General features: G+C 41.9%; 9 protein-coding genes. 8 read left to right on the top strand and 1 reads right to left on the bottom strand.

Annotated features, from left to right (window positions below; genetic code table 11):
- Positions 1-488 precede the first annotated feature (488 nt).
- The 5 genes from BLQ13_RS13725 (at position 489) to BLQ13_RS13705 (ending at position 7,210) form a co-directional block, all read left to right on the top strand.
- Positions 489-2,183, top strand: a complete 1,695-nt coding sequence (locus BLQ13_RS13725; RefSeq protein WP_090920688.1) for a M3 family oligoendopeptidase — start codon at positions 489-491, stop codon at positions 2,181-2,183.
- Between the two features lie 205 nt (positions 2,184-2,388).
- Positions 2,389-3,540, top strand: a complete 1,152-nt coding sequence (locus tag BLQ13_RS13720; protein WP_090920686.1) for an iron-containing alcohol dehydrogenase — start codon at positions 2,389-2,391, stop codon at positions 3,538-3,540.
- A 228-nt stretch (positions 3,541-3,768) separates the two neighbouring features.
- On the top strand, positions 3,769-5,103 hold the full coding sequence (locus BLQ13_RS13715) for a glycoside hydrolase family 32 protein (RefSeq protein ID WP_090920683.1): 1,335 nt from the start codon (positions 3,769-3,771) through the stop codon (positions 5,101-5,103).
- Between the two features lie 144 nt (positions 5,104-5,247).
- Positions 5,248-6,186 carry a tyrosine-type recombinase/integrase gene (locus BLQ13_RS13710; protein ID WP_090920680.1) on the top strand — a complete coding sequence of 313 codons (939 nt, stop codon included), beginning with the start codon at positions 5,248-5,250 and terminating at the stop codon, positions 6,184-6,186.
- A 43-nt stretch (positions 6,187-6,229) separates the two neighbouring features.
- Positions 6,230-7,210: a D-alanine--D-alanine ligase family protein gene (locus tag BLQ13_RS13705; RefSeq protein ID WP_090920676.1), complete on the top strand. Its 981-nt coding sequence runs from the start codon at positions 6,230-6,232 to the stop codon at positions 7,208-7,210.
- Here BLQ13_RS13705 and BLQ13_RS13700 read toward each other — a convergent pair.
- Complete coding sequence (locus BLQ13_RS13700) at positions 7,188-9,491, bottom strand: tetratricopeptide repeat protein (protein WP_090920673.1); 2,304 nt, start codon at positions 9,489-9,491, stop codon at positions 7,188-7,190. The two genes, BLQ13_RS13705 and BLQ13_RS13700, sit on opposite strands and share 23 nt — an antisense overlap.
- 756 nt (positions 9,492-10,247) lie before the next feature.
- Between BLQ13_RS13700 and BLQ13_RS13695 the strand changes: the two genes are divergently transcribed.
- From BLQ13_RS13695 to BLQ13_RS13685, 3 genes are all read left to right on the top strand, one after another.
- Positions 10,248-11,411: a glucose-1-phosphate adenylyltransferase gene (locus tag BLQ13_RS13695; RefSeq protein WP_090920670.1), complete on the top strand. Its 1,164-nt coding sequence runs from the start codon at positions 10,248-10,250 to the stop codon at positions 11,409-11,411.
- A gap of 34 nt (positions 11,412-11,445) precedes the next feature.
- The gene (gene glgD / locus BLQ13_RS13690) at positions 11,446-12,549 is read left to right on the top strand and encodes a glucose-1-phosphate adenylyltransferase subunit GlgD (protein WP_090920668.1); all 1,104 of its coding nucleotides are present in this window, start codon (positions 11,446-11,448) and stop codon (positions 12,547-12,549) included.
- A 332-nt stretch (positions 12,550-12,881) separates the two neighbouring features.
- Entirely contained in the window at positions 12,882-15,314 is a 2,433-nt protein-coding gene (locus BLQ13_RS13685; protein WP_090920665.1) for a glycogen/starch/alpha-glucan phosphorylase, read from the top strand.
- The last annotated feature ends 123 nt before the right edge of the window (positions 15,315-15,437 follow it).

Genomic DNA, 15,437 nt, shown 5'->3' with positions numbered 1-15,437 from the left:
AAACGGGGTAAATGGTGAGATTACTATGGCGCTGGATTAAAAAAGTAAAGTAAAAGTGATGTTTATCGTTGATTAAAATTAAAGATTTCGTATTTTTGTCAATGTTCGGTTAATTCAAACGGCCATTCCGCGTGTACACTAAGATAGAGATGAATATACGGGCAAGGGAGGTACATTCATGACTTATATTATTATTCTAGCTGCGATTATGGTTGTGGGTATGATTGGAATGGGCTGGTTCTATAAGATTGTTGACGAAGACAAACATTAATTGTGGAACCATCCATAGGAACAATTGAAAAAAAGACAAGCCTATAAGCTTGCTTCGCGGATGCGAGGCGGGCTTATTTGATATTTTTGTAAAAGCATTTGACCGATGGACAAATATTTTTCGTAAAGTTGGGATTTTTAGGCTTCACTTTTGTATAATAAGGGATAGCTTCTCGGGTTTTTCCCGAAATTTGCCAAACAGGAAAGGGTGTACATAAATGAAGTTTAGTGAATACACGTATACACGTCCCGATCTGGAACACATCAAGACCTCTTTCGGTGAACTGCTGAAGGGATTCGAAGCGGCATCTACAGTGGAAGAGCAGAGTGAATTCATGGACAAGATCAATGCTTTGCGTAACGATTTTGAAACGCAAGCACAGCTGGTCTATATCCGTCATTCTATTGATACCAATGATGAGTTTTATAAGGCAGAGAATGAATTCCTGGATGATAGTCAGCCTGTTGTCCAAGAATACATTACCGATTTTTACCGTGCGCTGGTGAACTCCAAGTTCCGTGCAGAACTAGAGAAAAAGTGGGGACCCCAGCTGTTTCAGCTCGCTGAGCAAGCTTTGAAAACATTCAGCCCGGAGATCATTGAGGATCTTCAAAAGGAAAATAAACTTTCTACAGAATACAATCAGCTGATTGCTTCTGCCAAAATTCCATTCGAAGGTGAAGAGCGCACGCTGCCTCAGCTTCATCCGTTTGAGCTGTCTACGGATCGCTCGATGCGTGAACGTGCTTCGGAAGCCCGGTATACATTTATGGCGGAGCACGAAGCTGAATTTGACCGCATTTACGATGAACTGGTGAAGGTACGTACACAGATTGCGAAAAAACTGGGGTATCCGAGCTATGTGGAGCTTGGTTATGACCGTATGAACCGTACAGATTATAATGCGGAGATGGTCGCTAATTTCCGCGCGCAAGTCCGCGACTACATCGTACCTGTTGCGACCAAGCTCAGAGAGCGTCAGCGTAGCCGGATTGATGTCGATACGCTTTATTTTTACGATCAAGGTTTTAGTTTCAAAACAGGCAATCCAACACCCAAAGGTGATCCGGACTGGATCGTAGAGAACGGGAAACGCATGTACGCAGAACTTTCACCAGAAACAGATGTGTTTTTCCAGATGATGACTGACAACGAATTGATGGATCTGGTAAGCAAAAAAGGCAAACAGGGCGGCGGATATTGCACGTTCCTGAATGATTACAAAGTGCCGTTCATTTTCTCCAACTTCAACGGTACGTCAGGTGACATTGATGTATTGACCCATGAAGCTGGACATGCTTTCCAGGTGTATGAGAGCCGTAACTTTGCTGTGCCGGAATATAACTGGCCTACATTTGAATCCGCAGAGATTCATTCGATGAGTATGGAGTTTTTCACTTGGCCGTGGATGGAATTGTTCTTCAAGGAAGATACAGACAAGTACAAGTTCGATCATTTGTCCTCAGCCCTGTTGTTTATTCCATATGGTGTATCTGTGGATGAATTTCAGCATTTTGTCTATGCGAACCCGGATGCGACACCAGCAGAACGCAAGCAGGCTTGGCGTAACATTGAGAAAACTTATCTGCCGCATATCAACTACAAGGATAACGCATATCTGGAGCAAGGCGGATTCTGGCATAAACAAGGTCATATTTTCTCTTCACCATTCTATTACATTGACTACACGCTGGCACAAATCTGTGCGTTCCAGTTCTGGAAACGCAGTAATGAAGATATGAAATCAGCATGGGCTGATTATCTGACATTGTGCAAAGCTGGTGGTAGCCTGTCCTTCACAGGTCTGGTGGAGCTTGCCGGTTTAAAATCACCATTTGAAGACGGCTGTGTATCATCCGTCATTGGTGAGATTGAAGCTTGGCTTGATGGTGTTAACGACAAGGCATTGTAATCGGAAAAGTAATCAAACGATATGGCGGCTTAGACCCTGAGGGTGTCCAAGTCGTCTTTTTTATGATCAAAGAAACTATAAAATCCGGTTATTTGCATGGGACAATGTAACATTTATCAGTTGATTGTGATTTATTTCACTATAGCTGGAAACGGATTCAGTTACAATAAAGGTAGTAAATCAGGGTTACAGGAGGCTGGTTCAGATGGCAACGCATGCATATTATGTCCCACCCGTGAATTTGATGGGTAGAGGGTGTTTGCAGGATGCAGCTCCAATGATTGGACAGATGGGTATACGTAAGGCTCTGGTCGTTACGGATCAAGAACTGGTTACGTCAGGTATTGCCGAACGTGTACTGTCTACGCTGCGGAAAGCAGGGTTAGACTATGTCGTATATGATGAGGTACAGCCCAATCCAACATGCGAGCAAGTGCATGAAGGGTTAATAGTATTCCAGAACCATGGCTGTGACGCCATTATATCGATAGGCGGAGGTTCACCGCAGGATGCTGCAAAAGCGATTGGAATCGTTGCTGCAAACGGTGGACACATCCGTCAATATGAAGGACTGCACCAATCCCGAACCAAATCGGTTCCGCTTGTAGCTGTGAATACAACAGCTGGTACATCAAGCGAGGTGACGATGAACTACGTCATTACAGATGAGGAGCGAAAAGTGAAAATGGTGATGGTAGACCGGAACTGTCTAGTTGATCTGTCGGTAAATGATCCTGAGCTTATGCTGAGTAAACCTGCGAGTCTGACTGCTGCAACGGGGATGGACGCGTTAACCCATGCGGTTGAAGCGATGGTTACACCAGGTGGGTTTACGGTTACAAGTGCAACGGCTGCTGCGGCGGTCAAATTGATCTTTGAATATTTGCCAAGAGCAGTGAAGGATGGGACTGATCTGGAAGCAAGGGAGTATATGACTTACGCCTGTTTCCTGGGAGGTATTGCTTTTAACAATGCGGGTCTCGGATATGTTCATGCCATGGCACATCAATTAGGCGGGGTATATGATCTACCGCATGGTGTGTGTAACGCGATGTTGCTTCCTTATGTTGAAGAGATGAATGCCAAACATGTGCCGGACAAATTCCGTCATATCGCCAAGGCGATCGGGATGGATGTAAAGGAGCGCACCGATGAGGAATGTGCAGCATACGTCATTACTGCGATTCGGAACCTGGCCAAAGAAGTGGGGATTCCTGAAAAGCTGTCCGAACTTGGGGTACAGAACCCGGATGTGGAGTTGCTTGCAAGTAATGCAATGAAAGATGCTTGTGCACCAGGTAATCCGTATCAACCGTCCAAGGATGAGGTTATGAACCTTTTCCGAAAGATAATCTAGAACAGATACAAATAAATGATAGAGAGAAACCTATATATCTGCTCCGATATAGACTACAGAGAAAAAAATAATGTTACAATGGAGTCGCTGAGATCGGCGGCTTTTTTGGCTTGAACAGATATGTATTGTAGGATACGCTTACATCTGTCGTTGAGAAAAGTTAACGATGTTGGCTTTACATATTATGATGGAGACTCCGGTTTATTTAAATCGTTGATGGAGGCCGTGATGAAACAGGATCAATTACATGTAAAAGCACCTGGCAACTGGATGAATGACCCGAACGGGTTTATCTATTACCGGGGAGAGTACCACTTATTCTATCAATACTTCCCGTATGGCCTGCAATGGGGCACGATGCATTGGGGGCATGCGACCAGTCCGGATTTGGTCACATGGACACATCATCCTATCGCTCTATATCCAAGCAAAGGGTATGACCAAAATGGGTGTTTCTCTGGAACGGCACTCGAAGTGCAGGGCAAAATGTTTATATTTTATACCGCTGTCAAATACGATGTGCTCAATGAGGAGAACGTTCATGTGATTGTGGATGATCAATTCGAGTCCAGTCAGGCTTTGATGATCTCGGAGGATGGTTATACGTTTGACAACCTCGCTTCCAAGCAACAGATCATCCCGCCGATCGTCGATTCTGTTTTGGGGCATCGCACGCATACACGTGATCCTAAAGTGTGGAAGTATCGGGATCGGTATTATATGATTTTGGGCACGAAGACGAGAGATCAGCAGGGCAAGCTTTTGTTTTATTCAAGCGAGGATCTACTCCAGTGGACGTATGTGAACAGCTATACCAAGCCAGGGCTCGGTTATATGTGGGAATGTCCGGATATTTTCAGGTTGTCAGATCGTTCGAGTGGAGCCGAGCAGACTGTACTACTGATGTCTCCTGAAGGGATTCAAAAGGAACCGTTGTATACAAGTCACGCGATGTGCAGTCTGGTTTCCTTCATAGAAGAAAGCTGTGATATCGTCATTCCGGATCAATTGAATATGGTTGATTATGGTGGGGACTTGTATGCGCCTCAGACGAATCTGGATGCCGCAGGGCGCAGGGTTATGGTAGCCTGGATGCGAATGCCGCTACCTGTGAAGAATCCGGGTGAGAAGTCGTGGATTGGCATGATGGCCCTGCCACGAGTCATCGAGGTCGAGGACGAACAGATATATTTCCGAGTGCATCCTGAGGTGGAGACACATTTTAAGACCCCTATCCCTGTCGAGCAGATTAATTATGCCAAGCCATTTCAATTGAAAGTTGCGTTGCAGGAACATCAGGTTCTGGATATTGGCGGTTATCGCATATGGCTGGAAAACGGAAGAGTGCATACCGATCGGGCAGAGGTGTTTAGAGGCCTGGATCAATATGATCTTCAATTTCAGACGCCGGAGCTTCAGGGGAACTGTGAACTCGACATCTTTGTAGAGCCTAACTTGATTGAAATTTTTGTGAATCAGGGGCAGTATGTATTAAGCAATGTGGTATATGATCTGAAAGCTTATGTAAGCTATACGGGTGAATTAGAGTGTAAAATAGGATAAGTGCAGTGTTAGAGCCGGAGAAATCCGGCTTCTTTGATGCATACGTATTCAATGTGTCTATAGACATCTTCACAAATAAAGTCTAATGCGTAATAATGTAGGTCGGACTATTGGCAGCATATGACATGCACTTCAGGAGGCATCATGAAACTCAGCACAACTGATCTAAACCATTATTTGCGACAGTATGAGATCTATTTGAGTGTAGAACGCAATCTTTCTCATAAATCCATTAGAGCATATTTATCTGATCTGAATAGACTTGTAATCTGGCTTGATTCGCATGTATTACACGAAGTGACTAGAGATAATCTGCGCAAATATCTTGAACAATTAACGAGTGAACAGACACTTAAAGACTCTACGATTAAGAGGAAATACATATGTTTTAAAGCATTTTTCAATTATCTCGTGCAGAACGGAAATCTGAAGGAATCACCCATTGATGGTTACGGGAAGAAATTCAAAACGGCAAGGCGCATTCCCAAGACACTTTCCGTCAATGAGATTGAGAAATTGTTAAATGCCCCCCAAGAGCATATGAAACAGTTACACACGATTTTTCGAAAGAGGATAAACCTGCGAAATGCCGCAATTATTGAGTTGTTATACGTCATCGGGATTCGTATTGGTGAATTGGTTAGTATAGATATTGAGCATATTGATCTTGAAGAGAGAACCGTGCTCATCTTTGGGAAAGGGCGTAAGGAGCGACTCTTATATATTTCAAGTGAAGAGGTTATTCAAAAGATTAAGAGCTGGCTCCAAGTTCGTGAGAACTTCGAACCTCAAAGTGACGCTCTTTTTCTTAATAAATACGGCCATAGGCTCTCCATATATTCTATAGAGGACATTTTTTCGAAATTTAGAGATATGTCAAAAGTAAGTAAAAATTCAACTCCGCATTATCTTCGCCATAGTTTTGCTACTCATTTGCTAAATAATGGTGCAGATCTGCGATCGGTACAGGAGATTCTTGGACATACCAATGTAAGCACGACACAAATCTATACCGAAGTCTCTGTGGAACGAAAGAAGGATGTACTGTCGAGGTTTAATCCAAGAAATAACTTAAAAGTGTAGAGAAAAACCTCCAAATAACTATAAATTATTTGGAGGTTTTGTAGTGATTGATCATAACATAGTTCTTATCACAGATGAAAAAAAAGAATATAACTTTGCAGACTTGTCTAGAAAAGACCTTGAAGGAAATAATGCTTCTTCAACGGAAAGCATAATCGACGCCCTCAATAAAATATGCAAGAAAGTTATTCATTACACTGATCTAGAACTATTTACAACGAATATTCCTCAACATAAGGATGATATTATATTCCCCATGAGATTCGGTGAGAACTCTCCCAACTCTAAAAGCCTTTTACCAGCCATTTGTGAAGCTAACAACTTAAAATACGTGGGAGGAGATTCTTTCACACATTCATTATGCAATGATAAACATTTATCAAAATTATATGCGAAAGAATTTGGGATTTCTGTCCCTAAAGGTTTTCTAGTTCGTAAACTTAATGATAGAATTCTTGAATATCTCCCTACTTTGAATCTTCCTCTTGTAATAAAACCAAATTATGGAGGTGGGTCGACTGGCATTTCAAATAATAATTTGGTCTATTCATATAACGAGGCTGAAGATTTAATAAATAAACTTTTTGTTTTTCATAATATTCCAATTATAGTTGAAGAATATATTGAAGGATATGAAGTCGAATACTCAATTTTCGGAAACAAAAACAAGATTATTCTTTCAGGAGAAGCACAGTTAAAAATTGATGAAACAACATTTTTTAAACGAGAAATTTGGGGATATGAAACTAAGAAAATTGATGATTCTTCTGTTGATTTTCTAACTAGTAATTTGATACCAACTAGTGTGAAAGAAAAAATGATCACATTGTTCAAGTCTTTCGATAAAATTGAGTTTATGCGTGTTGATGGCCGCATTAGTAATGATGAGTTTTATCTTATTGAATTATCTCCAGATTGTTTTCTGGGTAAAGACTGTGCTTTTTATCATGTTTTTGCACAAAATAACTTATTGTTTGAGGAGATGTTTGAGTCACTAATCATTAATGCTGCAAATCTCTGCTAACTTCAATATTCCAATACCCTAAAAAATCAAGACGATAGGGTGTATTTGGAGTAACATATGGGTTCAAATTTTCCGCTCTCACAGATTGCAATTCACTTATTTCTTTGGAGTAAATTAGTTGGTTGGGGTTATTTATCTCTTGATAATAAAAGGACAAGTTTGAATATACGATGTGTAAAAACTCTTCATATTTGTAGTTTTCAAACTCTGATTGTTCGATCTCTCTGCATAGTTCGTGAGCAATTGTGTAATCCTTTTTTACTGTGTAGAAAACCAGAAGGTTACATTTAACAATGATTTTTTCATAAGGATTTGAGGTTAAGAGTAAAGCGTCCTTCAAGTTCTTTAGAACTGGTTCCGTAAAATTTCCCGAGAGCATGTCTATTACTGCATAATTATTTAATATCATATTTTCTTTTACTTTTCCTTCGCTCAATTCTACTGCCATTTCGAGATCTTCTTTGGCAGCATCTAGTTCTCCTAAATATGAATGGCACATTGCTATAGATATATATATTTGCGCTTGGAGATCTTTTCGATTAAAGGAATCAAATATATCTAAACATTTATTATATAATTTTAAGCTTTCTGTGGATTCAACAAGTTCAGCATAGTTTCTCAAAAGAAATGCATATTCCATATATTTCTCGTAACTTTTTACTGAGAGCATTTTTAGAGCAAAAACTTTTGATTCATGTAAGCCTTTAGTCTCCATCATAGATGAAAGTAGCATTAATTCCATTGTTAAGCGACATTGGCTTCCCTGGACTTCATCTTGAATTAATTGCTGAACTTCATCTTGAGTCTCAGAATTGTTATTATTTAATACCTTTAGGCCTACATAGTAGGCTCTATGAAGAGGATTAGCTTTATTGTAAATTATATTTAGTGATTCTTCGGCAAACTGTCCTAATTCCATCTGATATGAAACTTCAAGTAAAGCGAGTGAGATTTCATCACTAATTCTAATATTTGGATTATTTTTGTCTAATAATTTATCACGTAAGTAGACTAATTTGGATAATATTCTTTGGGGATATTTTTGTTGTATTATCATTTCTTTAATTTCTTTCAAAATGCCAATGATAGATTCATCATGGAATTTAAGATACAGCATGAATAATTTCTCAGTTGCTACATTGTTGTCACGCATCTCATTTCTTGATTTGTTGTAATAGTTTGTCAAGAGACGATATGCAGCAGCTAATGTAGGATTATGGCTCTGTCTTTCCAATTCTAAAATAATTGAATCATGGGAAATTTCAATTTCATTTGATATTGTAGAAATTATGTATTTCTGCTCTAATTTTTTTAAAATTTCAGCAACTTTTTGTTGGGTGAAGAGTAAAAATTGATCTTGTTCATTTGTTAGAAGTTGCACAAGGAGAGTAGAATCAATTTTACCTTCATTGAGATAGACAGTATTAACGACGTATCTCTCGCTGGAATCTAATTTTTCAAGCGAATACTGTATAGGGCTATTTTCACTTGGTATATCTGATGTTAGAAGCTTCATTCTTTGTAAATTCCCATATCCGTTATCGTATATTTCCTTAACCTTTTCTAAGTCAGTAATTAAGGCTGTAGGAGGAATTAGCTTTTTCGCTTCGCTGAAATCCATTTTTTTGATTTCATAACATTCATATGAAGTATTTTTGTCTAAATCCAATTGTTCCATGAAGCGAACTACAGATGTCGAAACATCTTTATAGTCTTCAATTTCACTAGTATATTCGAAGATTAATTTTAAATTAGATACTTTCTTTAAGATATCTGAAAGTATTTCAATAGACTGAGTGTCTATGTTTTGTATATTCTCAATGGATATAAAGAAAGTTTGTGTACTTAACACATGAATTAGATAATCTTTTTTTCTGGTAATACCAATATCCTCAGAAGACTCATAAAGCTTGTTCTCATTTTCGATCCCCACCTTATTTCTCAAAAAATTATAAAAGAATAGGGCTATTCCCTTAAGATTCTTAAGAGCATGGCCTTCTGGGGTAGGAATTGATTGGGCTTCATTTTTAGCTAATTCGGATATCTCTTTATAAAGCCTATTTATATAACATAGATTCTCAATTGTATCTGGTGAACTTCGACTTACTTTTACTCTAAAGGATAAATAATCTTTAAATTCTTCATTAAATAACTTTTGAACAAGACCGCTTTTTCCAACACCGCTTGGACTATAAAGTAAAATAATCTTGTTCCAACTTTTCTTATCTTCCATAATCTTAACTATATCTCTAGTTTCCTGCACTCTGTTGTAAAATGTCATATATCCCACTCCAATCTTTTTATAGAGAGTTATCTCCAAATAATTTATAGTTATTAGTATGTAATTTCTCGATTCATTGCTGAATGTCTTGATCTTACTTTCATACCACCTTTGTTATTCGACACATTTCTATTATATTCCTCTAAAAATTTACAAAAAAATCGCCCATTTCTGATTCATAAGACCCTCTTTGTTAGTACCATAGGATAAAAGGTTCAGATCACCCGCTGTTTACCATATTATTACCAAGAGGATTTTAATTCGTGTCTATCGAATAGATTAAAATAACAGCGTCGTTACAGGAGCGCGTAAGGTTCAAACCAGCGATGCCCTGATTTTTTTTCAAATTTGCTGTTACCGCAAGATTCCCCGATCGAATTCCTGTTTAATGGGTAATAAGCTCATTTTTCATTACCCATCATTAGCACAGTCTACAATGCAAGCCAAGTCATTTTCTACACAATCAACATGCTCTGCAACACCAACACCATCTACATGATTTAAAACACACCATCATCGTCGCATTATTTGCATTTGAAGAGAAATTCGAACCAAACTGGATCATTAATTCGATCCGCATCAACATTCCAGTGATCATCTAACGAAAGACGTCCGGTTACATATGAATGATGTCTTTATTCCGTTACACATCTGTACAGCATGCTCCTAATCAAGACAGTCGTATTTTCACAACAGAATATCGATTATGGGCTCTGAAATGAATCAGAATGAATGCACGTGGAGGAGGCTGTAATGATGGCAAAAAAAGAGGTTGTAGCGATGCTGCTCGCCGGAGGGCAGGGGAAACGATTAAAGGGATTGACGAAATCACTGGCAAAACCCGCTGTTTATTTTGGGGGAACCTACCGCATTATTGATTTTCCGCTCAGCAATTGCTCGAATTCAGGTATTGATACCGTGGGTGTGTTGACCCAATATGAACCACTTGTCTTGCATTCCTACATCGGTATTGGCAGTGACTGGGACCTGGATCGTAAAAATGGCGGGGTTTATGTGCTTCCTCCTCATGAACGGGAAGATGGAAGTAACTGGTATCGTGGGACTGCTGACGCGATTTACCGTAACCTGAACTTTATCGAACAATTTGATCCCGAACATGTGCTGATTCTATCCGGTGATCATATCTATAAGATGGACTACGACAAGATGCTCCAGTATCACAAGGAAAAAGATGCCGATTGCACCATTTCCGTGATTGACGTGCCGCTGGAAGAAGCGAGCCGCTTTGGCATTTTGAATACGTATGAAGACTACAGCATTTATGAGTTCGAAGAAAAACCTTCTCAGCCCCGAAGCACACTTGCTTCCATGGGCATCTATCTCTTCAAATGGGATGTACTGAAACGTTTCCTGATTCAGGACGAACAGCAGGCATCCACCTCCTACGATTTTGGTAAAGACATCATTCCGTTGTTGCTTGAAAATGATAAATCTTTAGTTGCTTACCCGTTCCAAGGATACTGGAAAGACGTTGGAACCATTCGCAGTCTGTGGGAATCCAATATGGATCTGCTGGACGAGGAGACACCGCTGAATCTGAATGATCCCAACTGGCGCATTTTCACGCGCAACCCGAACCAGCCTGCTCAATATATATCGCCTGCCGCCAAGGTGCGCAATTGCATCATCAGTGAGGGCAGCATCGTGCACGGTGAGGTGAATCATTCCGTCCTGTTCTATGGAACTGAGGTGGGAGAGAACAGTGCAGTAATCGATTCCGTTGTTATGCCTCGGGTCAAAATTGGCCGTAATGTGTCCATTCACAACGCCATTATCGCCGAAGGCTTAGTCATTCCGGATGGAACCCAGATTGCCCCCGCGCCTGGAGACGAGAGTGACATCTTACTGGTAGATCAGGAAGAATTGGAAAGACAATTGCGTCAAGGCATAGCAAATTGATTGACCAAAATGTTGGCAAAGGACGGTGCGCGGCATGAAATCACTAATTGGAGTTATTAACCTTGACCATGAACTGGAAGAATTGAAGGAATTGACGTACTTTCGCTGCGGAGCCGCGGTACCTTATGCCGGGCGTTATCGTCTGATTGATTTTGTCCTATCTAACATGATGAATGCGGGTATTGAGAGCATTGGTGTCTTTGTTCGCCGCAAATACCGTTCGCTGATGGATCATCTGGGTGACGGTAAGCCTTGGGATTTGGACCGCAAACATGGGGGCATGTTTATTCTTCCTCCGGATTGGAACGATCCAACGGACACGTCGCAGGGAGATTTGCAACATTTTCACAACAATCTGGATTTCTTCCACAGAGGCGCCGGGCAATACGTTGTGCACGCAGGCAGCCGCCATGTGACCAAAGCCGATCTTCAGGATGTCTATCAGTATCATATCCGTAAAGGAGCAGACGTCACGCTTGTTTGCAAAAAAGTAGACCGTGTGTTGCCTGAGCATGAATCCTGCGTCAAGGTTGATCATGATGAAGATGGCAATGTGGTGGACATTCACCAATGTGCTGACCACACGAATATATATACGGAGATTTTCATCATGGAAAAAGAACTTTTCCTTAAACAGGTGCAGCGCTGCATTGAACATGGGGAGACTCATTTCTTCCGTGACGCCATCCTGAAAAATCCGAGTGGATTGAAGATTGCGGCTTATGCCTACGAAGGATATCATGCCGTAATTAACTCGATTGACAGCTATTACCGTAATAGCATGGATCTGCTGAATACAGGACAATATGAACAGTTGTTCAAAGAAGATCCCGTGCAAACCAAAATCAAATACGAAGCCCCCGCCAAATATCTGGAATCAGCGGATGTCAAACATTCCTTGCTTGCCAATGGCTGCATCGTAGGCGGTGAAGTGAAGGACAGCATCCTGTTCCGGGGTGTGCATGTGGCTAAGGGGGCGAAGATTAAGGGTTCGATCATTATGCAGAAATGTTACATTGGCGAGGGGACTGTGCTGGAGAATGTCATTCTGGATAAAGATGTGAAGCTGACCGGCGGGCAGACGTTAATCGGTGCCCCGTCGAACCCGTATATTTTAGCCAAAAGCACTATTATTTAAAACCGAAATCTATCCGATATCATCCATAACTATATATAAAAAAATAAAATCCTACGGGTAAGTTTTCAGGTTTGTGTGCACTAGAAGTAACTCAGGGTTCGCGTTCTCACTAACGTGCAGCGTAGTGCAGGGCACGAAATCAATTCTGGAGAAGCGAAGCGCTCGCCTTTGTCTCTCCATTTCTACCTTGTGAAAGGTGATCAGGAAATGGAAGAGACAACAGCGATCGAAAGAATGATTCGTGACCGAAACGGTCACTTAGCAGAGAGGCCTGATTACTTTAAATCACGAACCGTCCTCACCCGCAGGATTTCACCGGGAGGAACCTACTTTTGTTTGACAACAAAGAAACGTTCAAATCAATCTTTCAACGGAATCTCGTCAGCAAACTGGGCAAACCAATTGAAGAAGCTACCAAGGAAGATGTGTACCATGTGCTCGGCAGTATGATTCGGGAATATGTGGGTCAGGACTGGGCAGCCTCGAATCAGGGATTCAAGCAGCGTCAGGATAAACAGGTGTATTACTTCTCGCTGGAGTTTCTGATTGGACGTCTGCTTGGTAACAATCTGCTGAACGTAAATGAGCTGGAACTGGTTCGTGACAGTTTGGCGGAACTTGGCTTTTCACTGGAATGTATTGAGGAACAGGAAGCAGATGCAGGGCTAGGCAATGGAGGACTCGGAAGGCTTGCTGCCTGTTTCCTGGACTCCTTGGCCTCACTTGGCTATGCGGGACATGGATGTGGTATCCGCTATAAATACGGTCTGTTCGAGCAAAAAATTATTAATGGTAATCAGGTCGAATTGCCTGATAACTGGCTGGATAAGGGCAATGAATGGGAAGTTCGCCGTCCAGACAAAAAGGTGGAGGTTCAGTTCTGGGGCCGAGTTGAAGCCTATGAGCAGGATGGACATTACCATTTTGTGACAAAGGATGCTGAATCGGTTGTTGCCGTACCGTATGATGTGCCCGTTATCGGTTATGGCCAGTCCCATGTGAACACATTACGGTTATGGAGTGCAGAGCCGAAACGGGAGACGTCATTGGACACCCCGTCGAACTATTACGGATACCTGGATTACAGCCGTTCCGTGGAGTCGATCTCGGAATTCCTGTACCCGGATGATTCCCAATACGAAGGCAAGTTGCTACGTTTGAAACAGCAGTATTTTATGTGTTCCGCAGGAGTGCAGAGTGCGCTGCGTACATTTAGCAAGCTGGGACTGTCTTATGACCGCCTGCCGGACAAAGTGGCCTTTCATATCAATGACACCCATCCTACGCTGGTTATTCCCGAACTGATGCGAATTCTAATGGATGATAAAGGCTACGGCTGGGATGAAGCGTGGGATATTACTACCCGCACGGTATCTTATACCAATCACACGACACTAAGCGAAGCTCTGGAAAAATGGCCTGTATCCATGGTCAGCAAGCTACTGCCACGTATTTATATGATTATTGAAGAGATTAATAAACGTTTCTGCGGGTTGCTCTTGGATCGTTATCCGGGTGATGGCGAACGTATCGAGCACATGGCAATTATTGCGAATGATCAAGTTCGCATGGCACACCTTGCCATCGTAGGCAGTCATAGTGTCAATGGTGTGGCTGCACTGCACACCGAGATTTTGAAAGAGCGGGAGATGGCGCCGTTTTATGCCCTGTACCCTGAACGTTTTAACAATAAAACCAATGGTATTACACACCGTCGCTGGTTAATGCACGCCAACCCGAAGCTGTCGAATCTTATTACAGAGACGATCGGCAATGAATGGGTCACGGAACCAGGCAAACTGGAGCAACTGGCTGATTACGCCGATCAATCCGCGTTCCAGGAGCAATTTCGTGCAATCAAACGAGATAACAAAAACCGTCTGGCGTCCTACATCCTGGATCACACGGGTGTACCCGTTGACCCGGATTCCGTGTTTGACGTGCAGGTGAAAAGGCTGCATGGGTACAAAAGACAGCTCCTGAACATTCTGCATGTAATGCATCTGTATAACAAGTTGAAAAGCGATGCGTCGTTTGATATGGTGCCGCGTACGTTTATTTTTGGAGCAAAGGCCGCGCCAAGTTATTATTTTGCCAAGAAGATCATCAAACTGATCAATACGGTGTCAGATACCGTGAATCGCGATGCAGCGGTAAATGACCGGTTGAAGGTCTTTTTCCTGGAGAACTATTCTGTCTCGCTTGCCGAGAAAATTATCCCTGCGGCAGATGTCAGTGAACAGATCTCGACAGCGGGAAAAGAAGCCTCGGGTACAGGTAATATGAAATTTATGATGAATGGCGCACTGACGATTGGCACGATGGATGGGGCAAACGTGGAGATGGCAGAGCAGGTCGGTGAAGAGAATATGTTCATCTATGGCTTGCGTGCCGACGAAGTGCTGGAATATTATCGGAACGGTAACTACCGTCCGAACGAAATCGTGGATCAGGATGAACGTATTCGTGAAGTCGTGGAGCAATTGGTGCATCCGGGGGCATTCTGTTATCGGGATGGGGAGTTCTGGGATATTTATGACTCTTTGCTCGCACATGGGGATGAATATTTTGTATTACGGGATTTTGCAGCGTATGCTGACGCACATGTAGCGATTGATCAAGCATATCGTGATATTTCGGATTGGACTCGCAAGGCTGTGCTTAACACAGCTCATTCAGGTATTTTCTCCAGTGACCGGACAATCAGTGAGTATGCAACCGATATATGGGGTATTCATCCTGTGTCCGGGCACTGGAATGGTTAGTGTAAAGAAGAAGCATGTTTAAAAAAATAGAACTGATAAATTAGCTTTACAAACGGAAGTTCACGCTCTCTTGTTTGATGTCTGCGCCTGGCAGTGGGAAGTTCGCTGCAGGGCTGCGGACAG

Origin of the sequence: Paenibacillus polysaccharolyticus (assembly GCF_900102085.1) — a bacterium.
Taxonomy (GTDB): domain Bacteria; phylum Bacillota; class Bacilli; order Paenibacillales; family Paenibacillaceae; genus Paenibacillus; species Paenibacillus polysaccharolyticus.
The sequence above is the reverse complement of the archived record's forward strand: the minus strand, read 5'-3'. Positions and strand labels throughout refer to the sequence as shown.